At 37.2% G+C, this 23,259-nt stretch carries 20 protein-coding genes; 5 read left to right on the plus strand and 15 right to left on the minus strand.

Annotated elements, in window-relative coordinates; genetic code table 11:
• Positions 1-66 precede the first annotated feature (66 nt).
• Both A6E03_RS13790 and torT read right to left on the minus strand, forming a co-directional pair.
• Positions 67-522, minus strand: coding sequence for a methylglyoxal synthase (locus A6E03_RS13790; RefSeq protein WP_065592965.1), 456 nt, complete (start codon positions 520-522; stop codon positions 67-69).
• Between the two features lie 67 nt (positions 523-589).
• A complete protein-coding gene (torT, locus tag A6E03_RS13795; protein ID WP_065601086.1) occupies positions 590-1,585 on the minus strand; it encodes a TMAO reductase system periplasmic protein TorT in 996 nt (331 codons plus the stop codon).
• 74 nt (positions 1,586-1,659) lie between these two features.
• Between torT and torS the strand changes: the two genes are divergently transcribed.
• Entirely contained in the window at positions 1,660-4,536 is a 2,877-nt protein-coding gene (gene torS, locus A6E03_RS13800; protein ID WP_065592967.1) for a TMAO reductase system sensor histidine kinase/response regulator TorS, read from the plus strand.
• Between the two features lie 127 nt (positions 4,537-4,663).
• The gene (locus A6E03_RS13805; protein ID WP_065601087.1) at positions 4,664-6,304 is read left to right on the plus strand and encodes a methyl-accepting chemotaxis protein; all 1,641 of its coding nucleotides are present in this window, start codon (positions 4,664-4,666) and stop codon (positions 6,302-6,304) included.
• 80 nt (positions 6,305-6,384) lie between these two features.
• On the opposite strand, the gene A6E03_RS13810 is transcribed toward A6E03_RS13805, so the two are convergent.
• The 6 genes from A6E03_RS13810 to A6E03_RS13835 all read right to left on the minus strand — a co-directional run bounded on the left by A6E03_RS13810 (position 6,385) and on the right by A6E03_RS13835 (position 11,346).
• Positions 6,385-7,017 (minus strand): DUF2057 family protein, encoded by a 633-nt coding sequence (locus A6E03_RS13810; protein ID WP_061013845.1) that lies wholly within the window; start codon positions 7,015-7,017, stop codon positions 6,385-6,387.
• A 72-nt stretch (positions 7,018-7,089) separates the two neighbouring features.
• Entirely contained in the window at positions 7,090-7,680 is a 591-nt protein-coding gene (locus tag A6E03_RS13815) for a porin family protein (RefSeq protein ID WP_065592969.1), read from the minus strand.
• A 159-nt stretch (positions 7,681-7,839) separates the two neighbouring features.
• The gene (gene pstB, locus A6E03_RS13820) at positions 7,840-8,589 is read right to left on the minus strand and encodes a phosphate ABC transporter ATP-binding protein PstB (protein WP_065592970.1); all 750 of its coding nucleotides are present in this window, start codon (positions 8,587-8,589) and stop codon (positions 7,840-7,842) included.
• 74 nt (positions 8,590-8,663) lie between these two features.
• Complete coding sequence (gene pstA / locus A6E03_RS13825; protein WP_012550648.1) at positions 8,664-9,518, minus strand: phosphate ABC transporter permease PstA; 855 nt, start codon at positions 9,516-9,518, stop codon at positions 8,664-8,666.
• 4 nt (positions 9,519-9,522) lie between these two features.
• Positions 9,523-10,449, minus strand: coding sequence for a phosphate ABC transporter permease subunit PstC (gene pstC / locus A6E03_RS13830; RefSeq protein ID WP_065592971.1), 927 nt, complete (start codon positions 10,447-10,449; stop codon positions 9,523-9,525).
• A gap of 75 nt (positions 10,450-10,524) precedes the next feature.
• Positions 10,525-11,346, minus strand: a complete 822-nt coding sequence (locus tag A6E03_RS13835) for a phosphate ABC transporter substrate-binding protein (protein WP_065601088.1) — start codon at positions 11,344-11,346, stop codon at positions 10,525-10,527.
• A gap of 422 nt (positions 11,347-11,768) precedes the next feature.
• On the opposite strand from A6E03_RS13835, the gene A6E03_RS13840 reads away from it, so the two are divergent.
• Positions 11,769-13,886 carry a GGDEF domain-containing protein gene (locus A6E03_RS13840; RefSeq protein ID WP_065592973.1) on the plus strand — a complete coding sequence of 706 codons (2,118 nt, stop codon included), beginning with the start codon at positions 11,769-11,771 and terminating at the stop codon, positions 13,884-13,886.
• Positions 13,887-13,945: 59 nt separating this feature from the next.
• Here the strand turns inward: A6E03_RS13840 and moeB are convergent, their stop codons facing one another.
• Positions 13,946-14,695 carry a molybdopterin-synthase adenylyltransferase MoeB gene (moeB, locus tag A6E03_RS13845; RefSeq protein ID WP_065592974.1) on the minus strand — a complete coding sequence of 250 codons (750 nt, stop codon included), beginning with the start codon at positions 14,693-14,695 and terminating at the stop codon, positions 13,946-13,948.
• Positions 14,696-14,706: 11 nt separating this feature from the next.
• The gene (gene moeA / locus A6E03_RS13850) at positions 14,707-15,951 is read right to left on the minus strand and encodes a molybdopterin molybdotransferase MoeA (RefSeq protein WP_065592975.1); all 1,245 of its coding nucleotides are present in this window, start codon (positions 15,949-15,951) and stop codon (positions 14,707-14,709) included.
• A gap of 153 nt (positions 15,952-16,104) precedes the next feature.
• On the opposite strand from moeA, the gene folE reads away from it, so the two are divergent.
• Positions 16,105-16,758, plus strand: a complete 654-nt coding sequence (gene folE / locus A6E03_RS13855; protein ID WP_065592976.1) for a GTP cyclohydrolase I FolE — start codon at positions 16,105-16,107, stop codon at positions 16,756-16,758.
• A gap of 82 nt (positions 16,759-16,840) precedes the next feature.
• Here the strand turns inward: folE and cls are convergent, their stop codons facing one another.
• Positions 16,841-18,295 (minus strand): cardiolipin synthase, encoded by a 1,455-nt coding sequence (gene cls, locus A6E03_RS13860; RefSeq protein WP_065592977.1) that lies wholly within the window; start codon positions 18,293-18,295, stop codon positions 16,841-16,843.
• A 320-nt stretch (positions 18,296-18,615) separates the two neighbouring features.
• Here cls and A6E03_RS13865 point away from each other — a divergent pair, with 320 nt between their 5' ends.
• A complete protein-coding gene (locus tag A6E03_RS13865; RefSeq protein WP_065592978.1) occupies positions 18,616-20,046 on the plus strand; it encodes a sodium-dependent transporter in 1,431 nt (476 codons plus the stop codon).
• Between the two features lie 141 nt (positions 20,047-20,187).
• Here the strand turns inward: A6E03_RS13865 and A6E03_RS13870 are convergent, their stop codons facing one another.
• The 4 genes from A6E03_RS13870 to A6E03_RS13885 all read right to left on the minus strand — a co-directional run bounded on the left by A6E03_RS13870 (position 20,188) and on the right by A6E03_RS13885 (position 23,202).
• Complete coding sequence (locus A6E03_RS13870) at positions 20,188-20,586, minus strand: YchJ family protein (protein WP_065592979.1); 399 nt, start codon at positions 20,584-20,586, stop codon at positions 20,188-20,190.
• Between the two features lie 15 nt (positions 20,587-20,601).
• The gene (locus A6E03_RS13875) at positions 20,602-21,804 is read right to left on the minus strand and encodes an EAL and HDOD domain-containing protein (RefSeq protein ID WP_065592980.1); all 1,203 of its coding nucleotides are present in this window, start codon (positions 21,802-21,804) and stop codon (positions 20,602-20,604) included.
• A gap of 112 nt (positions 21,805-21,916) precedes the next feature.
• Positions 21,917-22,642: a UDP-2,3-diacylglucosamine diphosphatase gene (lpxH, locus tag A6E03_RS13880; RefSeq protein WP_065601089.1), complete on the minus strand. Its 726-nt coding sequence runs from the start codon at positions 22,640-22,642 to the stop codon at positions 21,917-21,919.
• 62 nt (positions 22,643-22,704) lie between these two features.
• Entirely contained in the window at positions 22,705-23,202 is a 498-nt protein-coding gene (locus tag A6E03_RS13885; RefSeq protein WP_065592982.1) for a peptidylprolyl isomerase, read from the minus strand.
• Positions 23,203-23,259 lie beyond the last annotated feature (57 nt).

Consider the following 23,259-nt stretch of genomic DNA (forward strand, 5'->3'; position numbering starts at 1 on the left):
ATAAAAAGCCCTTACTTACTATTAAGTAGGGGCTTTTATTTATAAGTAAGCTGTTAGCGAGTTTTATTATACACGTTCAGCTAAATAGGCTGCATAATCAGGAATTTCGATCTCGACTTCTTTTGTCATATTAGGCGAAGTAATCATTAATTTTGCACTTGCGCGGTTCATTGCAACAGGTACATTCCATACTGTCGCTATGCGTAGTAAGGCTTTAACATCAGGATCGTGAGGAACTGCGTTTAGTGGATCCCAGAAAAAGATCATCATATCAATCTTACCTTCTGAGATTAAAGCGCCTAATTGCTGGTCTCCGCCCATAGGTCCGCTTAATAAACTTTTAATTGCTAACCCGGTTTCTCTGCTAAGAAGATTTCCTGTTGTGCCTGTAGCAAATAGAAAATGACCTTGTAATGCTTCCTTGTTTTCAGTAACCCAACGTAAAAGCTCTGGCTTGTAATGGTCATGAGCCACAAGTGCTATATTCTTATGAGCAGGGATAATCCGTGTTGTTTTTTTCATTAAAGGTTCCTTAATTATAATTTTCTTTAACTTACTACTTTTACATCTCAACTAAATGACACTGCAACTAAGGTTGTGCAGCTACAAAAAACGTAGGGCGGTATTCCGCAGGAGAGAGAGAGTCGAGTAATACCTTTTTTGGTAAATGGTTTGGTGTTAATGCTTCTATTTTTGGCGATAATTTAAAAGGCAATGGTTTATTATTTAAGTACCCAATCGCCTGTTGGACACTTAACCTGCCTTGTAAAACCATTTTATCAGTAGGAGAAAATAACACACGTTTACGTAATAAACCGCGATATACCGCATGACTTAGATAAGTAGACACTAATCCAACTTCATTTTGCATTTTTCTACTAGCAAGTTCGCTGATCGCAACTTCAATTGCAACGGCTCCACCTACTAAATAATCTAATTTTTCACTTTGAAGTGCATCTTGAATAAGGTTGCGTTGGAGTTCTTTACTGTTATCCCCCCAGTAGGTCGCACTGACCACAATATCACTTTCTTTTATTGCGTCGTTAAACCCTTTAGTTACTGGTTTTGTTCCGCCACGAGTTTTAGGCCCTGGTAGCCACCCAATGTAAGTGATACCAGAGTCTTTAGGGTGTCTCTTGGCTAAAAACTCTCCTGCTTTATAGCCCATGTCGTACCAATCTACTCCGACTTCACCAAGATGAATGGGCGGCAGAGGAGGTAATGAACTCGTTAATTGATTTACAGTAGCGAAAATAGGTATTCCAGAGGTTAATCTTTTTAAGTCACTTTGGTAAACAATAGGATCAACGGTACCTAATAAAATAGCGTCAGCACCAATAGATACGCATTGTTCTATCTGTTCTTTTTGACGGTCAATGTTAGGATAACCACCTGATTCATATACGGTTAATTCAATATTTTTGCGCTTTGCTTCTTCAACCATGCCGTAATTGACGGAAAGCCAATAAGAGTCTTTTAAGTGTGGGTAAATAGCACACAATTTCCATGATTCTTTTGCGTGTGCAAGAGGGGATAATAAGATGGAAATTAATAAGATAGCTATGGAATGAAAAGTAAGTTTCATGGTCTCTTCGCACTGACTTTAGGTTGGTGATATGATACTCGCATTACTTCATTTTCTAAAGTGTATTCAAGATTATGTTATTTGCTTCTACAGGGATAGGTCGAAAGCTATTTCTTACTTTTATGGTGATGATTGCTCTTATGGCTTTTGGATCTGTTGTTAGTGTTCTTGGTTTCTCTTATGTTGAAAAAACAGAAAGAACAGTAATAGATTCGGCCATTCCTGCGGTAATTGAAGCTCGATATATTTCTGATTTAAGTACAAAAATAATTTCTACTTCTCAATTACTTTCTCAAGTTAATTCAGAAAAAGAACGAAAAAAATACGGCAAAGAATTATTTACCTCGATTGAAAGCTTATATGTCCGGTTGAAAGGGCTGGGGGTTTATCCATTTGATAAAGCGTTACTTACTCGTTTAGATCATCAAGTTCAAGAGATTGTTGATAATTTAGCAACGATGGGAAATAACGTTGGTGAAAAAGTGGTTCTGCACAGTCTTATTCAAAATAAAAGTCAAAAGCTAACCAAAACAGCGCTTCAATTAGAAGAATTAGCTCGTTCGCAAGTTCTTAACTCAAACACGATCACCATTGCTAATGTTGTTAAAATTTATGATCTTGTTGAAAATAAAGATGACGATGCAGTTTATAAAGCATTAGATACATTAGTTGAAATAGATCTTGATTTGGCCGAACGTTTACATGAATTACGTTTGCTCACATTTAAGGTTGTTAATACGATTGATGATGCGAGAAACAGCCACAATATCGTTAATGTTGAAAAATTACGCCAAGATTTCAATCGAGACATGACGATTATTACTCGTCGTGTGCAAGCTGTTGAAGATCCAAGTCGAACAAAGCAAATGTTGGTATTAGCAAATAATCTTACTAAAAGTGAACGTCTTTTTAATGAGCTAATTCAATTAATCAATATAAATCAACAATTGAAATCGTTAAGTGATGAAAATATTCATCAATTCCAAGAATTAAATTTAACGATTGCACAACTCTTAGAGCAAGCGAATGATGTCACGAAACAAGCCGTTGCTGATGTGAACTTTGTACTAAAAGTGGTACAGCAACTACTTATTTCTATTACGTTATTGGGTTTATGTTTAGTTATCTACATTATGTGGCGCTACGTATATGCTCGCGTAATTATGCGACTTAATCAATATGAACAAGCGATTACAAATGTTGCTAATGGGAAGTTAGACATCGAGTTAGATACATCAGGAGATGATGAATTAGCTCAAATGGGACGTTCAATTCTTGTCGCTAGAGATACAGCACAAGAACTTCAAGATTATAAAGACAGTTTAGAGTTGCAAATTGCTCAAAGAACCCAAGAACTAAAGTCGAGTAATGAGCGCTTAAACGTTGAAATAATTAATCATGATAAAGCGCGTGATTTAGCGGAACAAGCCAATCGAGCTAAATCTGCTTTCTTAGCAACGATGAGCCATGAGATCCGAACGCCACTAAATGGTGTTCTTGGGACTGGAGAGTTATTACGCGGAAGTGGCTTAACGGCTTTGCAACAACAATATGTTGATATTATTAATCGCAGTGGTGAAAACTTACTGGATTTACTTAATGATATTTTAGATTACTCAAAAATTGAAGCCGGTCATTTATCTATTCGTAATGTAAATTTTAACGTGCATTCTATGGTTACAGATGTACATCATTTATTTAGTTCAAGGGCTCAACAGAAAGGGATTACTCTTGCGTTTGATGTTCCGGCAGAGATACCTGCGTGGTGGATAGGAGATAGCACCCGAATTAGACAAGTGTTGAATAACTTTGTCGGTAACGCGGTTAAATTTACCCATGTAGGTAGTGTGACAATTCAATTGCACGTTATTTTGGATACGACGTTATTGTTTGAGGTGGTTGATACTGGTGTTGGTATTGCCAAGCATGAAATGGGTAATTTGTTTGAGGCGTTTACTCAAGCAGAAGAAGGGCAAAAAGTTTATGGTGGAACAGGTTTAGGGCTTGCGATTAGCCAGCGCTTAATTGAAGCGATGGACGGTGAAATTGGTGTTGACTCACAAGAGGGGCTAGGGAGTACATTTTGGTTCTCTTTAGAATTAGAGGAGGGGCATTGTATCATTGCCCATAATGAAGAAAGTACCACTCCTGATGTTGCTCCTGCTCATATTCTTCTAGTGGAAGATAATCCGGTTAATCAAATGGTGGCTGTTGGTTTCTTAGAACGCTTGGGTCACAAGGTTACCGCTGTTGATACCGGTATCCTTGCGGAAGAGGCGTTAAAAAAAGACCAATTTGATATGCTATTTTTAGATATTAATCTACCTGATACGGATGGTGTCACTTTACAGAAACGATTAAGAGAAATAGAACAGAACAAAGAGGGTTATACGCAACATACCCCTATACTTGCTGTTTCGGCTCACGTTTTTAATGAAGATGTTGAAAGCTATTTAGCCGCAGGGTTTGATGGTTTTTTAGGGAAACCTTTAATTGAAAATCAATTAATAAAAATGCTTAATCGTTTTTTAAGCGAGGTTCCTTTAATACAGGAAATAGAGATGGCTCAAGAGGCATTAGCTTTTATTTCTGATAATAATAGCATTGAGGAAGCAGATGTGATTTTAAATGAGAAGGTTCTTCAAAGTGATCTGGCTGTGTTAGGAGAGGTTAGAATGGCCAAGATCATCGATCTATTTAGAGTATCCTCTAAAGATAATTTAGTTCAATTACAACATGCAATTATCAATAGAGATGTGTATCAAGTGAACCAGCTTGCACATAAATTAAAAGGATCTGCCGGTAGTCTTGGTTTAATGCAATTACACGCACTTTGTCATTCTTATGAAGAAAAAGGGAAAAGTGGTGACGTATCTGGTTGCAGTGATATCGAAATTTCTCAGGTTTATGGACAATCAATAGAGGCATTAAATACCTTTTTTGATAAATGAAATTAACTTCATAAATATCAATAATATGAGAGAAATTTATTTGCCAATATGATGGGTTTGGACAATTTATATTTAGCGTTATTTGGTATAGTTCTGTGGAATAATTTTTATTTCATATGGATAGGTTATGAAGTTAGCAGGACGTTTATCAGTAAAAACAAAAATAGCATTGCCAATTGTCGCGATTGTTTCTTTATTCAGTGTTATTTCAACGCTTAATGTAATTAAGCTAAATGAACAAGCGGAAGTTAATTACAAATTAATTGAGCTTGTTCAGCCAGTAAATGAATCATTAGAAGATGCATACCGAGATCTTTATCAAGTCACTGCAGCAGCGCAAGGTTTAATGCTTTCAACAACCAATGCAGAAAGAGATCATCATACGTTTGAATTTCAAGATAACGCTTACAACGCTATTCCTCGTTTAAAAAAGGTTGAAGTGTTATTTCAAGAAAACATTTTGCCTTTAAATACTCAGGTTGAATTAACAACGTTAATTAATGCGGCCGAAAAATGGATTGAACTCTATGAACCCCTGTTCTCTGACCCTAATAATTCTCAAGCTTATTATCAGAAACATCATAATCAGTTAGAAGAACAATTCAAGATCATGCGAAAGCAACTTAAATCAATCAGCAAGTTGATTATGAGTGAGCAAGTAAAGTTAGGGGTACAGAGCCATCATGGGATTAATTCGGGGAAAATTATTTCAGAAATTGGTGCCATTAGTGCTGTGATTTTTGGCTTATTCGCTATTTGGTTATCAATTAATTGGATTGTAAAACCAATTCAATCATTAGAATCGGCGATGTCAGAAGTCGCTTCTGGAGACGGAGATTTAACAAAGCGCATCGCCGTTACCTCAAATGATGAAATTGGTAAACTTGCACAAGCCTTTAATTTGTTTGTATCAAAGATACATACCACGGTTTCAGATGTTATTGCATCGTCTAATACCGTTCGTTCTGAAATGGACAATATCCAAGTATTAACAAAAAATATCGCTAAATTCTCTTCAAGCCAACAACAAGAGAGTGAGGTCGTTGCTGCTGCTGTGCATGAAATGCAAGTAACAAGTAATACGGTGAATGAAAATGCCAATGAAGCAGCAGAAGCAAGCTTAGGTGCCACAGCAGAAGCTGATACGACAGAAGCTATTTTGCAGCAGACCGTAATATCGATTCAAGGATTGGCCAATGAGATAATATTGGCGGGAACTGTAATTCATACTCTAGATAGTGATGTTTCAAATATAGCATCGATTTTAGGTGTAATTAAAGGGATAGCTGACCAAACAAATTTATTAGCATTAAATGCGGCAATAGAAGCTGCGCGAGCTGGTGAGCAAGGACGTGGTTTTGCAGTTGTTGCTGATGAAGTAAGGGCGTTAGCAAGTAAAACGCAATACAGTACTGGTGAGATCGAAAAGATGATTGAGCGTTTACAATCGGGGGCAAAAGAAGCTGTTTTCGCAATGGAATCAAGTACCAAAAGTGGCAAAGAAACGATTGATCTAGCAAGTGAGGCATCAAAGTCATTACAACATATCACAAGAGCGATTGTTGTTATGAACGATATGAATACGCATATCGCCACAGCCGCTAATGAGCAGAGCCATGTTAGTGATGACGTCAACTCGAATGTACAACGTATTGCAGATAATAGTTCAGAAATGGTGCTGATGGTAAGTCGCTCAGAAAGTGCTTGTATTTCACTATCAGAACAGTGCGAGCGTCTTGATGGTTTGGTCTCTCAATTTAAAGTGTAATTTTGACAGTTGGTTTTGATAAATAAAATAGCCCACGATATTCGTGGGCTATTTTATATCTATTGATCTGTATGGGGCGTTTATTTATTTTGTAATAAGTAGGCGGAAAAACGTTCTTGCGTTTCTTTATCTGCTTTTTCATACCAGTAATGCAGCATTTGTTCAGCAGTGTTTTGGCCTTGCTCATTTTTAATTTCTTTATGAGTTACAGTTACCATGCCTTCTTTAAATGCGGCAGGATCATTGGTGCTATTGAATTGCGCTAGTTCAAATTGAATATTTCGGCCAACTTGAACACCATTATGGATAAGTTGTGATTGGGCGTAAGGGATCACTGCATTGTTTTGATCGATAAGTTGCCAATTTAAGTCAGTATTAAAGGCTTCTGCTTTTTCTGGCGAATTATAGGTTGGAAATTTAAAGGTGATCTCTTTATCTGATGCAGAGAATTTAGAAATAATAATATCGCTAGAGACGATGATATTATCTTTACCTTGTTTAAATACTGGGTTGTATCTAAATGCAATTTGGTGCTCGCCGTTTTCTAATTCAAGATTTGATGAAGTAGAGAAGAAAGAACTTTCTAATTCAACTTCTTGATTGTCAACCAGTAGTAGCTCAACATCTCCAGGAATAGTCAGTTGAATTGAGGCATTTGCACTTACTGAAGTAAGAAGACAAATACTGGCAGCAAAGAGAGAATTAATTTTCATTTAAGTACACCTAATCATTATTATTAGATTAAGTGTACTTAGATTCTAGTGATAAATAAACGCCTAACTGAATTAGAAATTATACGTTAACCCAATATAAGTGGTCCCAAAGTCATATCCAATACCATCTATAATAGCACGTGCTATGTTGTGACCTGCTGTCAAAGTGAAATGTTTTGTAAAGTCATATCCAGCTTCAAAACCATAAGATAGACCTAAGGCGCTTCGGCTTTCGGATCCTGTTCCTTTAAAACCTTTATTCCCTTCTTCTAAGTAAAAATCAATATCCATATCTAAGTAGTAATATCCATACCCAAACAGACTGGTAATAAAGAAATCAGACTCCAATATATAAGCTCGGTATTTTAAATTAGCACCGAAAAAATGGGCATCAATATGGCTTCTTGCAAATTCATTATCTTTCTTCCAGTCGTAATCAAAACTGCCCATATTGTTATATTCAAGTTCAACAGACATATAAAATGTATCTGAAATTGGGAAATCATAACCACCTTTAATGTTATAGCCACGATCAAGGTCTGTTTGAACTCCAAGAAAAGTCACTGAAGACTCTTCGAGATTAGTTGTTATGTAATAGCCTGATTTGTCAGCTTGTACAGAAAAAGAAAATAATATAAATGATATGAAACTCAATAACTTCATGTAATTATCCGTAATATCTATGTAGTTGTTATTATTATTCACGTTAACTATAATAAATCAAATAATATAACAAATAAATTACAATTTATAACAAAAAAAGCCCCTAACTAGTAGGGGCAAAGAGTTTCCATCGCTTTTGTTATAATTCAATAATTAGGTTTAACCAAAGTCACCATTTACATAGCCTTGGGTACGGTCATCTTTAGGATTTGAGAAAATAACATGAGTATCGTTATGCTCTACTAATTCGCCCATCAAAAAGAAAGCCGTTTTATCTGAAATACGACGAGCTTGTTGCATAGAGTGAGTAACGATAACAATCGTATAATCTTTTTTCAGTGTTTCCATCAATTCTTCAATTTTGTGTGTTGCAATAGGGTCTAATGCTGACGTTGGTTCGTCCATTAAGATGACATCAGGTTCCATTGCGATAGTACGAGCAATACACAAACGCTGTTGTTGTCCACCAGATAGGCCAAAAGCATGAGATTTTAAGCGATCTTTTACTTCATCCCAAAGAGCAGCACTGCGAAGTGATTTCTCAACAACGGCATCTAGTACTTTTTTGTCTTTTACGCCTTGTGCTTTTAAGCCATAGGCAACGTTTTCATAAATGCTCATTGGAAATGGGTTGGCTTTTTGGAAAACCATCCCAACTTTGATTCGTAAATCGGCAACATCGATATTACTGTAAATGTCATGGTCATCTAAGCTAACAAACCCCGTAATTTTTACGCCAGGGATTAAATCATTCATGCGATTTAAACAACGTAATAACGTTGATTTTCCACAGCCAGAAGGGCCGATCAGTGCAGTTACTTGTTTTGCAGGGATCGGTAAGTTAATGCCTTTTAATGCTTGGTTTTGTCCGTAAAAAAGATCTAGGTTTTCAATATTAAATTTGTTCATTGTGTTTTCCTTACTGATCGCATCTTATACCGTGCAATCAGTCAATAATTAGTGATAGATAATAAATCGATTAATTAAGACGCTTTATTGATTTTTCGAGCCAATAGCTTCGTTAGCGTGTTAATTATTAATACAAGAACAATCAATACTGTCGCTGTTGCGTAAGCTTGATTCCATTCTTCGATAGTAAATAATTCAGTGGTTAATTTGTAAAGGTGAACGGTTAATGTTCTGCCTGAATCAAGCAATGAATCAGGAATACGTGCCACCATCCCCGCGGTTAAGAATACCGGCGCAGATTCACCAATAACACGACCAATACTTAAAATAACAGAGGTTAAAATACCTGGCATTGCGCTTGGTAATATTAAGCGCCAAATTGTATAGATTTTTGATGCACCTAAACCATAAGAGCCTTCTCTAAAGGTTTGAGGTACGGCCATTAATGCTTCTTCTGTTGTACGAATAATCACAGGTAAGATTAAAATACTCAGCGTAAGTGCGCCGGATAAAATTGAGAAACCTAATCCTAAAATACCCACAAAGAAAGTCATACCAAATAGACCAAAGATTATCGATGGAATACCAGCTAATGACTCGGTACAGAAGCGAATGACTTTAACGAGTTTACTGCCTACTTTTGCGTATTCGGTTAAATAGATGGCCGTCATTATCCCAAGTGGTGCTGCAACTGCAATTGAAGCTAATACCATGTAGAGGGTGGCCACGATCATTGGGAAGATACCGTGCTCTTCACCAGTACGAGTGTAATTATCAGTAATGAATGACCAGCTTACGTGCTGTAGGCCATTTGATAAGATGTACCACATTATCCAAAAAAGAAAACCGACGGTAATAGATGCAGATAGCCAAATTAATCCTGCGGCAATCTGGTCTTTAATATGACGTTGTTTTTTTAATTTATTCATTGTCTTATCTCGCTGTTTCACGATTTAGATAAAGAAGAATGCCATTTAGAGACATGATAAAGACGAGTAATACTACGCCTGTTGCATATAGAGCACTGGCATGGATGCCACTTGCGTATGACATTTCAATCGCAATGTTTGCGGTTAATGTACGCGCTGAATCTAAGATACCTTCAGGCATTGCAGGGGCATTACCCATTACCATAATGATTGCCATGGTTTCACCTAGCGCACGAGCAATACCTAGGATGACGCCGGTCATAATGCCTGAGCGAGCAGCAGGAAGAAGAATTCGGAAAATAGTAAATATCTTAGATGCCCCAAGTGCTAGGGAACCTTCTTTATAGGTTGCAGGGACGGCTCTGATGGATGTTTCTGATACCGTAATTACGGTAGGTAAAATCATAATACCCAAAACAATAATTCCAGCAAGAATGGTGTTACCTGCAGGGACTTGAAATATATCTTGAATTAATGGAACGATGATAACTAGACCGAAGAAGCCATAAACAACTGATGGGATGCCAGCCAGTAATTCAACCGCTGGGCGGATAATATCGGCAAGGCGTTTAGGCGCGATTTCAGCGATAAAAATAGCCGTAAGGATACCGATTGGAACACCGACGAGAACGGCACCAAAGGTAGAAACAACGGATGCGACGATCATGGTGAAAACACCATAAAGAGCGGGTGGCAGCCAGTCTTGGCCAAATACAATGCCGCTTACGCCGACTTGTTGAAATGCAGGGATACTTTCTTTAACAATAAAGTAAGCAATTGTTGCCAGTGAAACAATACCAATAACAGCACAGCTTAAAAATAAGCCATGGAAAATGCGCTCTCTCCAATCCACTCGCTTTTTTTGCCTCAACGGGCTTTTTGAAGGCTTGTCGTTATTTATTGTATTTGGATTATTCATTGCGATGGTCATAATAAATACTCACATGTCGAAAAATTCGAAATGGAAAAAGCCTGACCTTCACAGGTCAGGCAAATAGGGTGGTAATTAGTTAACTGAGATGTAACCTTTCTTTTCTACTAGTTTTTGAGCGGTCTCTGCTGTCATCCAGTCTAGGAATTGTTGAGTTTCAGCTGAAGGCTTACCTTCACGGTACAGAACAAGGAAAGGACGAGATACTTTGTATGTGCCATTTTTAATATCAGCAACGCTTGGTACTACGTTATCGATAGAAAGAGCATGAACTGAGGTATCTACGGTACCTAAAGAGATATAACCAATAGCGTATGGGTTGCTTGCCACCATTGTTTTTAGCGCGCCGTTGCCATTTGCTACTTGAGCTCGTTGAGAGATAGCCGATACTTTCATGCCTGAGATTTTTTTCTTAAGGCTCATGATGTCTTCGAATGCGCCACGAGTGCCTGATGCCGTGTCACGAGTAATTGCAACGATTGGTTTATCTTCGCCACCCACTTCTTTCCAGTTTGTCACTTCACCTTTGTAGATGGCTGTAACTTGCTCTGACGTTAGGCCTTTAAGTGTATTACTTGGGTTAACCACAACAGCGATGCCGTCGTGTGCAACCACTAATTCTTTTAATGTCGCTTCTTTTTCTGATGCTTTTAGATTTCGTGATGACATACCTAAATCCGCAGACCCATTTTTTGCTGCTTTTACACCAGCAGAAGAGCCCGGGCCTTGAACTTCGATATATACATTTGAATGTTCTTTCATGTAAGTTTCAGAAAACACTTCCATAAGAGGGGTCACGCTGCTTGAACCAACGGCAGAAATAGTTTCTTTCGCTGATGCTGGTAATGCTACTACTGAACTCAGAATTGCTAGTGCGCCGATAACTGACTTTTTCATTTTCATTTCCTTTATGAGGCATACGTGCCGGATTAAGTTGACGAGGCCACTTTAGAAAACTTATGTGACAGTAATATTTCAGTTTTCTTAAAAGTGTATGACAGAAGGAAATTTATTTTTTTTGAGATGTCTTTATTTTTGTACTTTAGCCTATTTTTTCAAAGATCAAAGTATTCTAGTTATCTCTTTTTAAGAAGAAGAATCAACGATAAAAAATTTCTTTATGGAAAAATCTTATTTTCTTTATTATCAATAGATTAATGCGTAATTTTTGAATTTTTATAATGTAATTATTTGTTATTTCATTGTTTTTTATTGAGCTGTTTCGCAAATAGAAGAACTAAGTCATTAGTTAATTCGCATATTTTAAGGAAAATATGCATTATTACGTATTAATCCGAATTGAGTGCTGATAAATAAAAATGATTCAGAATCTTGAACTAACCAATACCAAAAATAGGCAGACGTTAGAGCAAAAAATAATTCAATGTAATGATGAAAAAATCATTTCGGATCTTTTGTTTTGGTACTTTTCGTTAAATTTCGAAGTCACTTCAGCGTCTATTATCACTTTCTGTAAAGACAGTTATGACTACCACGAAGAATATACTTATGGTGAGCACCTCCCCTTAGAGAGCGTCCCAATGAGTCTTTGGTCGTGGGCGAATAAATTCATGAGTAGCGACGGTCTTGTTCCTATATCGAGCAATACTATTGGTTGGGATTATCGACAAGTATTAAATCACGGTACTTGTTTGTTTGTACTGGATAGTCATCGGTCCAATAGAACGTATTTAATTGTTGATAATATAAAGCCCCCTCCTGAAGCTCTTATCGAACAAAATAAAGTAGACTTCTTATACATTGCAGCATCTCAATGGCAATGTATAAGAGCCGAAAGGAATACCCATAATGATATTCGTTTAAGGGATATAAGAGCAGCTAAGTACCTAGATGAGATAAAAGAACGAGACGAATTTCTTGATAAAATTAAATTAGTACAAAATTTGTCACTTAGCTTATCGAAATTAGAAACGTTAGATGAATTATTTAAAGCTGCAATAGAAGCGGTTCGAGATGATATGGGGTTTGATCGAAGTGTATTTATGTTATTGGATTATAAGCAAGGATCTTTTAGCAGTACGTATGGAACAAATGAGCGCGGAGAAACGGTTAGAGAGCACCATAAATCATATAATTTGAATCAGTTAGATCCATTTTATCTTGAAGCGTTATACAGTCACTCTGAAACATTAGCCGTCATCGAACCAGCACCGCTTTATACAGCAGGAGAGGTGGTAGGAGAGGGGTGGAATGCAATGCTTATATTAAGAGGGGAAAGTTACCCTGTTGGATGGATTGCATTAGATAATTATATACATCGTGGGCCTATTACTATTTATCAACAAGAAATACTGAAGTATTTTGCCGCACTATTGTCACAAATTTATATTAGAAAGCGGAGAGAGCAAGCAGTTCGGTTGTTGAATATTAGTGTGGTTGGTTTTTCTCGTTGCGAAACATTAAGTGATGTGTGTCAAAGTGCGGTTTCTTTTGCTATTAAGCATTTAGGAATAGATCGCCTTGGCATTTTATTGACTAACGAAGATTGTACGAGTTTGCAAGGAACATGGGGAACCGATCAGCAAGGTAATACCGTTGATGAATCTTATTTCTATAGTGAAAATTTAGATGTAGTCCAAGAAGCGATAGATAAACCAGAAACATTAATATATACAGAATCAGCCCCCATTTTCCATGATATGAAAGTAATCGGTTTTGGTTGTAAAGGCATTGCGTTAATACAAACGACAGATAAGAAACCATTTGCTTTTGTAATTGTAGATAATTTTTTAACGAAAAAGATATTGAGCACCGAAAAAAGGGAGATAATTAACCTATTCATTTCTACGTTAAGTGAAGTATTACAACGAACTCAAGCCACTGAAAGGTTAGAAAAACTAAATAAAGAATTAGAATTGAAAATTAAAGCAAGAACAAAGCAACTTGAAGTAATGAATAAACAATTGGAAGTATTGTCTTTGAAAGACCCTTTAACAGGGCTTGGTAATCGTCGGCAGTTTGAAAAAAAATTTAATCAGATATTAAACACCCCAAGAGTATCTCATATAGCAGTGATTCTACTTGATATCGATTTTTTTGGACTCTATAACACCCGCTATGGGCATTTACAGGGGGATAAAGCATTGTTGAGCTTTGCGGGTATTTTGAATGAAGCAGTTGAAAATATCTCGGGGATATCTTTTTGCCGTGTTGGGGGAGAAGAGTTTGCCGTTTGTTTGCCTGATTGTTCAATGAATAGCCTTGAACAAATGGCTAATCATATTCAAGAATTACTCGAGGCAAAAAAAATCGAACATGATTTAAGTTCAATATCTAAATTTTTAACCGTTTCAATTGGTTGTATTGTTGCTGATAAAAACATTAAAAATATTGATCAGCTCTACCATGAAGCCGATATTCAATTGTATAAAGCGAAAGAAAAACGAAATAGGATTTGCTGTAACACGGTTAGTTAAAGCTACTTATTGTAGAATAAGTAGCTTTAAAGAAATGGCCTATAGCCTATCGTAAGCCTTTATATAGAACACACCGAGCATGAAGGTTGTTTCATTAATTTCATTTCGCGCCAATTCATTGAAAGCGCATCTAAAATTAATAATTTTCCAATTAATGGTTGACCATAATTAGCTAATACTTTAATTGCTTCCAAAGCTTGAGTTGCGCCAATAATCCCAACAACAGGTGACATGACACCGGCTTCCACACAAGTTAGAGCCTGTTGGCCAAATAAGCTACTTAGGCATTGATAGCAGGGCTCGTTATCTTGATAAGTATAAACACTGACTTGACCTTCCATGCGAATCGCAGCACCAGATACTAATGGTGTTTTTGATTCAAAACATAAACGATTTAGCTGATTGCGAGTATCAACGTTATCAGTACCATCTAAGACTAAATCATGATCGTTAATCAGTGTGCGTAACTCATCATCAGACAATCGGTTACCTATTGTTTTAATCGTGCAATAAGGATTAATTCGATTCAAGGCCTTCTGGGCAGAAACTACTTTCTTATCGCCAATAGTGTCATCGCAGTGTAATACTTGTCGCTGCAAGTTAGAGAGTTCAACCACATCATCATCGACAAGGGTGATCTTTCCTATGCCAGCCGCAACCAAATACTGACTTGAGGCACAACCTAAACCCCCTGCGCCGATAATCAGAATCGCGCTTTCTTTTAAGCGTTCTTGTCCATCAAAATCAAAATTTCGTAGAATAATTTGACGGTTGTAGCGCAGCATTTCTTGATCAGTTAATTCAGACATTACAAACGCTCTTAATATAAAGAAGAGTTAAATAATTCAATATTTACCATTTCACCGGATTCAACACGGCCACGTTCACGCTCTAATACGACAAAACAATTCGCAATACTCATTGAGCTAAATGCCCCTGAACCTTGGTTTCCTGTCGTAGCTACCTCAAATTGTCCTTGGGCATTAATTGAATATATACCACGTTGATAATCTGTGCGTCCAGGGCGTTTTTTAAATAGCGTTGTAGCGACGGCTGGAATGGATTTTGGTGCTTCCCATGACGAATGACCTGCTAATTTTGCTAACATTGGCTGAACCAAAACATACATGGTTAGCATGGCAGAGACAGGGTTACCTGGCAGTCCACAGAAATAAGAATTTGGTAAATTACCAAAGGCGAACGGTTTACCAGGTTTAATCGCGAGCTTCCAAAAGCCAATTTGACCAAGTTCATCTAAAATGTCTTTTGTATAATCAGCTTCACCAACGCTTACGCCACCAGAAGTAACCACTACATCTGCTTCTTTATCTGCTTTTAAGAATACTTTTCTTAGTGTTTCTGGGCAGTCAGGGATAATGCCTAAGTCGATCGCCTCACAGCCAAAACGTTCAATTAATACCTTAATACCATAGCGGTTACTGTCGTAGATCTGACCATCTTCTAATGGTTGACCTAACGGTTTTAGCTCGTCACCCGTAGAGAAGAAGGCAACTTTTGGTTTTGCTACGACAGGGATATCATTAATACCTAAAGAAGCAATTAGAGGAATGTCTCGTGGTGTTAATCTGTGGCCTTTTTCTAAAACGGTTTGACCCTGAGCAACGTCATCCCCAATTGGGCGAATATTTGTTTGTGGTTTAACATCAGTTAAAGAAAGATCAAACGTAATGTTACCATCTGAATCTGACGTTAGTTCTTGCATAATAACGGCGTCACAACCTGTAGGGATTTTTGCACCCGTCATGATTCTGATAGTGGTTTGTGTTGCCCATTCGCCGTCAAAGGGGATACCAGCAAAAGATTTACCGGCAAGAGGCAGCGTTAATGATTGCTCTAAATCAGAGATACGAACGGCATAACCATCCATCGCGGAATTAGCAAATGGAGGTACATTAATTGGAGAGCAAATATCGTCAGCTAAAACAAAACCAATCGCATCAGAAAGCGGTAATACCACTGTATTTGAGATAGGGGAAACTTGAGATAAAAGGGTGTCTAAAGCTGTTTCTACGGGGATCAAACCTTGAGTTGCGCAACAATCCATTATGATACTCTCTAAATTAATAGTAATAATGACTGCACATTATCATATTTTACCGCTGAACATCTAATAGACCCAGTAAAATCAGGGTGTATTTATCTGACAGAGCAGGTATCCTTAGCAAAGTTCAATTGATTAGGTTATTTGGAGTATACGATGTCATCATTCAGTGAATCAGCCATTTTAGTGCGTGATGCCCTTATCGCGCGTGGTCTTGAGACGCCAATGAAGGAAAATGGAATTAGTCGTGAAGAGAAAAAAGAGCGTATAGAAGAACACATGCGTGAAATTTTAACGCTGTTAAGTCTTGATCTTAGTGATGATAGTTTAGAGGAAACGCCTCACCGAATTGCGAAAATGTACGTTGATGAGATTTTCTCTGGTTTAGATTACGCCAATTTCCCTAAAATTACTGTTATTGAAAACAAAATGAATTGTGATGAGATGGTAAGAGTTAACGATATTACTCTGACTAGTACTTGCGAGCATCATTTAGTTACGATTGATGGTAAAGCAACGGTTGCTTATATTCCTCGTCAGAAAATTATTGGCTTATCAAAGATTAACCGCATTGTTCGTTTCTTTGCGCAGCGCCCTCAAGTCCAAGAACGTATGACTCAGCAAATTTTAGTTGCGCTGCAAACCTTACTTGGTAGTGATGATGTGGCTATAACGATGGAAGCGACGCATTATTGTGTTAAATCTCGTGGTGTTATGGATGCAACTAGCAGCACAACAACGACAGCTCTTGGTGGGATATTTAAAAGTATTCCAGCGACAAGACATGAGTTTTTAAGCGGTATTCGTTAATAAAAATATGATAGAAAAAAGCCCGTCACTTTGTGATGGGCTTTTTTCTATGAGTAATTAACTATTTATGCGTAATTAACGATTAAAGTAGTGGGCTAAACATTGAAAAGAAACGTTCAGTAAAACGATGAGGTAAATTACGCTGTTGCCATTCGTTTAATTCTATAGGGGTAGATTGATCTAAGTAACTGTTTAAAACCCACGATAACTGTTTAGTAAACTCTGGGTCATCGACAATTAAACTGACTTCAAAGTTTAACCAAAAACTGCGCATGTCTAAATTCACTGTACCAATAATACAATAGCTATGGTCAATCACGACAGATTTAGTATGCAGTAAACCACCGTTAAATTCGTAAATTTGAACGCCTGCCTTTAATAGCGTTTCAAAGAAGGATTTTGATGCCCAACTAACCATTAATGAATCGTTCTTTTTAGGTAAAATTAATTTCACTTCAACACCACGATGAGCCGTTGTTCGTAAAGTGTGCAGTAGTATTTCACTTGGGACAAAATAAGGTGTAGTGATAGTAAGGGATGTTCTTGCTTGATTAATCGCGGTAATTAAGACTTGTTGAATTATATCATCAGGCATACCTGGTCCTGATGGAACTACTTGAGTTGTATGGTTGAATGGGTCAATTGATATTTGACATTCAGGAGGGGCAGGCAATTCACGGATACCAGTTTCTACTTCCCAATCCCATGCGTGAATTGTATTTAAAACCGCGACGTTAGGACCCGTAATTCGGACCATAACATCAACCCATTGGCCCACTCCCGATTGTTGTTTGAAGTATTGTGGGTCGACTAAATTCATTGAACCGGTGTAAGCTATTTTATTATCGATAACAACAATTTTACGATGTAGTCGCAGGTCTAATCGGCGAAAAAACATACGGAACGGACTTACACTTAACGCTTCTACAATATTAACACCTGAGTTTCTAAGTAGTTTTGGCCAATGGCTTTTGAAAAAGTCGATACTTCCCGCTGAATCTAAAAGAACATTAACGGTAACCCCTCGTTTGGCTGCTTTAATTAATGCACTTGCAACACTGTCCGCTAGGCCTCCATGGTGCCAAATATAAAATTCCATATTGACTTCATATTCAGATTTTTCAATATCTTGAATAATAGCGGTTAAAATTTCTGATGGAGTATTAAGTAAGGAAAGAGTGTCCCCACTGAGAGCGGGAATACCTACTCTATTAGAACACAGGTTGTGTATTGATGAAATTCGATGGGAGATAGAGTTAGGTTGATGATGTTGGCAATGGTGAACTTGTGCAAACCATTCTTCATAAGGAGTAAACATCGCTTTTGCTCGCTCTCCACGAGTTCGTCCTAAATTGAGTTCGCCAATTAAGAAATACGCCAATACTCCTAGCACAGGAATAATATAAATAATCATTAACCAAGCTAAGGAAACACCAACGGACCTTGGTTTAAAAACAACACGAATGGTTACACCGGCAACGAGAAGCCAGTATAAGATAAAACCAATAAGAGTAAGTGCTTGATAAAATTTATCCATTAGCCTTTGTCGTTGAAATAGTAAATGAATCTCTATTAAATCAGGAGTTACAGGAAAAGAGTAGGTGAGGAAGGGAAAAATTACAAAATAAAGCAAATGGGAACAAAGTAAATTGATTGCTTTATGTACATTTAAGTTAAAAAAAGGAGGTATACGTTAAAAAATGTAACCTAAGGGGTTTCAATTTTATTCTCAAACTGTTTTACTTGCAACATTGAGCGTTAACCAACTTTTTATAAGTGTATACTTTTTTGTACACCATTTTGATGCTCATATACAAACACAGTGCATATACAACGATATAGAATAATTGGAGAATTGTGGCTATGAGTAATACCACTAACCCCCGTGATACTTGGGGATCAAAATTAGGATTTGTAATGGCGGCAGCAGGTTCTGCTGTTGGTCTTGGTAATATATGGAAATTCCCTTATACAGCGGGAGAAAATGGTGGTGGTGCGTTTGTTGCTATCTATCTTTTCTTTGTGATTTTCATTGGTTTTAGTGTGATGTTGACTGAGTTTGCTATCGGTCGTCGTACTCAAAAATCAGCAGTAGGCGCGTTTAAATCGACAGATCGTCGCTGGACTTTTGCTGGTGTTATTGGTGTCGTTAGTGGCTTATTGATTATGGGTTTCTATCCTGTAGTCGGTGGTTGGGCCGTTGCTTATATTGCTAAAGTGGGTACGGGTCTGTTAGACACTCCGGCCGCTATTGGTGATAGCTTTGGTGCTTTTATCTCTAATCCGGTAGAGCCACTTATGTGGATGGGCTTATACCTACTTCTAAATATTATTATTGTAATGAAAGGTATTTCTGGCGGTATAGAGAAAGCCGGCAAAATATTAATGCCTTTATTATTTATTATTTTAATAATTGTTTCTGTAAAAGGTCTAATGCTTCCTGGTGCGATGGCAGGTCTTGATTTTCTGTTTAGCCCTGATTTTTCTAAAATTGACAGTAATGTAATTCTTGCGGCATTAGGTCAAGCGTTCTTCTCATTATCACTTGGTATGGGTTGTATGATGACTTATGGCTCTTACTTGAAGAAGAAAGAGAACCTAGTTCAGACAACCGCGATGGTTACGGCAATGGATACGGGGGTTGCTGTTCTTGCTGGTGTCGCTATGTTCCCAGCAATGTTTGCATTTGGAATGGCACCAACTGCGGGTCCTGGTTTAGTGTTTGTTGTTGTACCGCAAATATTCGCAGAAATGGGCGGTTTGATTGGTCTTCTACTCGCGCTGTTGTTCTTTGTTGGTTTAAGTGTAGCTGCATTGACATCTTCAGTATCTCTATTAGAAGTAGTCGTTTCTTACTTAATTGATGAGAAGAAATTTACTCGAATTAAAGCGGTAATTGCTGCAAGTTCAGTAATGGCTATTTTATGTATATTTGCTTCATTATCTTTAGGTGGCCTCGGTCCAACACTGTTTGAGACTGGTGCGTTTGATATCTTTGACTTATTAACCGATAAGATATTCCTAGCCGTTGGCGGTATGTTGGTATGTATCTTCGCTGGTTGGAGATTGAAGCGTGAAGATCTTGAAGATGAAGTAACCAATGGCGGCGAAATTAAATTTCCACTATTTGGCCTATGGTATGTATTAGTTAAGTACATAATCCCTGTTGCAATCGCAATCGTTGCATTTATGGGTATCTCATCTGGTTTTGACGGTGGTAAAGGCCCAATCATGCTGTTAGGTGTTGCGATTATTGCAGGTTCAGCACTTATCTCTAAGAAGTTCTGATCTAAGATAAACCATAGTAAAGATATAGAATTATAAAAATACAAACGAGAGTCTTATGACTCTCGTTTTTTTGATTTAATCGAAATAAAAAAGCCTGATACGAATATTAGGCTTTGATGTATTTAAATGTGAGGGTATGGCTTATTCAATCTCACCATCAACGTAGTACCACTTTCCGTTTTCTTTTAGAAAGCGAGAGTGTTCTTTTAATTGATGTAATTGCCCATTTTCAGAATAGGTTGCTTTAAAGGAAACAAATCCTTCACCATCGCTAGTCTCTGATAAGTATGAAGAGACTACCTTCAGTTTTCGCCAATCAAGCTCTATAGATTCTTCTATACCTTCTCTAAATTCTTCTGCGTGACAAGAAGGATGGTAGGTATCGATAATATATTGAGTTAATTGTTTTACGTGAGCACTGTAACGAGAACGCATTAGTAATTCTGGTGTTTTTGCTAATTCATGGTTGTTATGAATTGGCTCACAACAAATAGAATAGTTTTTTTTGCTGCCACACGGACAATGATTCGTTTTAGACATTATAAAATTCGTTCTCTATTTTGCTATGTCATCTACCCATTCGGCAGACTCTTTATAACAGGCTGTAAATTCTTGTTCAGTAATTTTCAAAGCAATACAACATTGAGATACCGTAGTCCAATTTGCTTTTTCATAGCTCTCGATGGCTAAAATTAACTTACCCAAAGAGCCTTGACGTTCTGTTAGCGCTAGCTTTATTTCAGTCGAGATAGGCAGATGCTGAATCAGGCTGTTCAAAGGTTGATCTAACAAAGGTTCGAGTAGTGAGAATAAACCCACCAAGAATGCTTGGCTTGGTTCGAGATCTATATTGGTTTTATTTACAATCAACTCACATAATTTTGCACGGTGTATTGAAAGCGTATAGAGAGATTGTGGTTTATGTTGTGTTGCATGAGCGACGGCAACAAGAGATACAAATTGACGTAATTTCGTCTCACCCAAATAAACAAGAGCCTGCTTAAAAGAGGTAATTGGCTTGTCAATAATCGAAGATGCATTAACAAAACGCAGTAATTTATAAGACAATGATACATCTTGAACTAAGTGTTTTTCTACGGCGTTAAAATCAACAATTGGCGCTGAAATTTCTTTATACAACTGCATTATCGATAATTGATTTGGCTGAATTGCTCGTTGTTGTAACATTTCTGGCTTACTAAAAAAGTAGCCTTGAAAGTAGATAAATCCAGCGGCTTTCGCTTGTTCAAATTCTTCATAAGTCTCTACTTTCTCAGCTAAGAAAGAAATATTATATTTTGTACAATGACGAATGAATAATTTAGCTTTTAAAATAGGCGTAGTGCGAATATCAAACTTAATAATATCGATATAAGGCAAAAACGGAGTCCATTGAGGATTTGGTTCAAAATCATCAAGTGCTAATTTATAGCCACGCTCTGAAAGGGTTTTTACTGCATTAAGTAAGTCTTGATTTGGGATGCAATCTTCAAGGATTTCAACCACTAAATTATGAGCGTTAAATAGCATTGGAACTAAATTAATGAGACTTTGTTGAGGGAAATTTACAAAGCCTAATTTGTCATTGGTTGCATTACACTGCGAGCTAAGAAAGTGGTCTGATAGTAATCGACTTGTCGCTTCTTCTGCTTCTACTGCTGGAAACGTATTTTTGGGACCATCTCGGAATAATAATTCGTAACCAATCGTATTTTTTTTGATGTCTAAGATAGGTTGACGAGCAACATATGAATACATAAACGTTATTCTCTACAGCGTGTTGAATCGAATCTGGCTTAATCATAATCTCTTTATTAAGAAAAGACCATGATTCTCCTTATGTTGAATAAGAGTGAGTAATTAATATTATTTATTTAAAATTCTTATTGTGAAGCGTGTATATACTGTTTTTATACTCGAGTATAGATCCTTGGGTGTACCAATCACCGAGAACAATACGAATCATTTCTTGATTATTACAACTAAAAAAATGAGTGTCAGGACGGTGAGTATGACCATGAATTAGTCTTTTTACACCTTCCTCAAGCATTACTTTTTGAACTTCACTTTGTGTCACATCCATAATGGACAGCGTTTTAATTTGTTTTTTCTCTTTGATTTTATCTTGTACGTTTTTAACGATGCGTTGGCGAATGAATAGTGGGATGCGATTAAATACCCATTGTAACCATGGTTGGTGAACTTTAGCGCGAAACTCTTGATATTTGATGTCATCAATACAGAGTGTATCGCCGTGCATGATCAGTACTTTTTCACCATCGATGTCAATAACAGTATGGTCATCTAAAAGTTGTACTCCCGTTTCTTTACAAAAACGCTTATTCAATAAGAAATCTCTATTTCCTTGAATGAAGTAGCACTCTACTCCTTGTTGAGTTAACACTTTAAATGCATCTTTAATTACAACATTAAATGGTGAATTATCATCATCGCCAATCCAGAATTCAAATAAATCACCTAATACGTAAAGCTTTTCTGCATGAATAGCTTCATTGCTCATAAAGTCTAGGAAGCAATCGGTGATTTCAGGTCTAATAGGGGAGAGGTGGAGATCAGAGATAAATAATATAGTCATAAAATGCTTTTTCTATAAGGAAGATGCCAGTTCTAGATATTAGAACCGGCATAAAAACAGAATTATTCTGTAATTGTAGTACCAGTAATGAAGACTTCTTCAACTGGAACATCTTGGTGTACGTAACCGTAGTTACCTGTAGCAACACCTTTAATTTTGTTTACTATGTCCATGCCTTCAACAACTTCAGCAAACACACAGTAACCCCAACCATCTAAAGACTCTGATTTAAAGTCTAAAAATTTGTTGTCATTTACGTTGATGAAGAACTGAGAGCTAGCAGAATGCGGCTCCATAGTACGAGCCATTGCTAATGTGCCTACTTTGTTGCTTAGGCCATTGTTTGCTTCGTTTTTGATTGTTGCACGGCTAGTTTTTTCTTCAAGACCAGCTGTCATGCCGCCGCCTTGAACCATAAAGCCATCAATTACACGGTGGAAAAGAGTGTTGTCGTAGAAACCTTCTTGACAGTATTGTAAGAAGTTAGCACAAGTTGCTGGTGCTTTATCTTCGTGAAGTTTAACTGTGATGTCACCAAAAGATGTGTGAAGGATGATCATGAAATTACCTTTGTAATTGTATTTAAATAGAATTTGATTTTACCTAAGATTAAGGAG

Origin of the sequence: Aliivibrio sp. 1S128, assembly GCF_001691065.1 — a bacterium.
Lineage (GTDB): Bacteria > Pseudomonadota > Gammaproteobacteria > Enterobacterales > Vibrionaceae > Aliivibrio.

What these genes read in the sequence shown, in the direction of transcription:
- moeB (WP_065592974.1), bottom strand. Translation starts at nt 14,695, where the DNA reads ATGTCTGAATTAACTGATCAAGAAATGCTGCGCTACAACCGTCAAATT.
- A6E03_RS13815 (WP_065592969.1), bottom strand. Translation starts at nt 7,680, where the DNA reads ATGAAGTTATTGAGTTTCATATCATTTATATTATTTTCTTTTTCTGTA.
- folE (WP_065592976.1), top strand. Translation starts at nt 16,105, where the DNA reads ATGTCATCATTCAGTGAATCAGCCATTTTAGTGCGTGATGCCCTTATC.
- torT (WP_065601086.1), bottom strand. Translation starts at nt 1,585, where the DNA reads ATGAAACTTACTTTTCATTCCATAGCTATCTTATTAATTTCCATCTTA.
- pstC (WP_065592971.1), bottom strand. Translation starts at nt 10,449, where the DNA reads ATGACCATCGCAATGAATAATCCAAATACAATAAATAACGACAAGCCT.
- A6E03_RS13885 (WP_065592982.1), bottom strand. Translation starts at nt 23,202, where the DNA reads ATGATCATCCTTCACACATCTTTTGGTGACATCACAGTTAAACTTCAC.
- moeA (WP_065592975.1), bottom strand. Translation starts at nt 15,951, where the DNA reads ATGGATTGTTGCGCAACTCAAGGTTTGATCCCCGTAGAAACAGCTTTA.
- A6E03_RS13835 (WP_065601088.1), bottom strand. Translation starts at nt 11,346, where the DNA reads ATGAAAAAGTCAGTTATCGGCGCACTAGCAATTCTGAGTTCAGTAGTA.
- lpxH (WP_065601089.1), bottom strand. Translation starts at nt 22,642, where the DNA reads ATGACTATATTATTTATCTCTGATCTCCACCTCTCCCCTATTAGACCT.
- A6E03_RS13790 (WP_065592965.1), bottom strand. Translation starts at nt 522, where the DNA reads ATGAAAAAAACAACACGGATTATCCCTGCTCATAAGAATATAGCACTT.
- cls (WP_065592977.1), bottom strand. Translation starts at nt 18,295, where the DNA reads ATGGATAAATTTTATCAAGCACTTACTCTTATTGGTTTTATCTTATAC.
- A6E03_RS13875 (WP_065592980.1), bottom strand. Translation starts at nt 21,804, where the DNA reads ATGTATTCATATGTTGCTCGTCAACCTATCTTAGACATCAAAAAAAAT.
- A6E03_RS13810 (WP_061013845.1), bottom strand. Translation starts at nt 7,017, where the DNA reads ATGAAAATTAATTCTCTCTTTGCTGCCAGTATTTGTCTTCTTACTTCA.
- torS (WP_065592967.1), top strand. Translation starts at nt 1,660, where the DNA reads ATGTTATTTGCTTCTACAGGGATAGGTCGAAAGCTATTTCTTACTTTT.
- pstB (WP_065592970.1), bottom strand. Translation starts at nt 8,589, where the DNA reads ATGAACAAATTTAATATTGAAAACCTAGATCTTTTTTACGGACAAAAC.
- A6E03_RS13805 (WP_065601087.1), top strand. Translation starts at nt 4,664, where the DNA reads ATGAAGTTAGCAGGACGTTTATCAGTAAAAACAAAAATAGCATTGCCA.
- pstA (WP_012550648.1), bottom strand. Translation starts at nt 9,518, where the DNA reads ATGAATAAATTAAAAAAACAACGTCATATTAAAGACCAGATTGCCGCA.
- A6E03_RS13870 (WP_065592979.1), bottom strand. Translation starts at nt 20,586, where the DNA reads ATGTCTAAAACGAATCATTGTCCGTGTGGCAGCAAAAAAAACTATTCT.
- A6E03_RS13840 (WP_065592973.1), top strand. Translation starts at nt 11,769, where the DNA reads ATGATTCAGAATCTTGAACTAACCAATACCAAAAATAGGCAGACGTTA.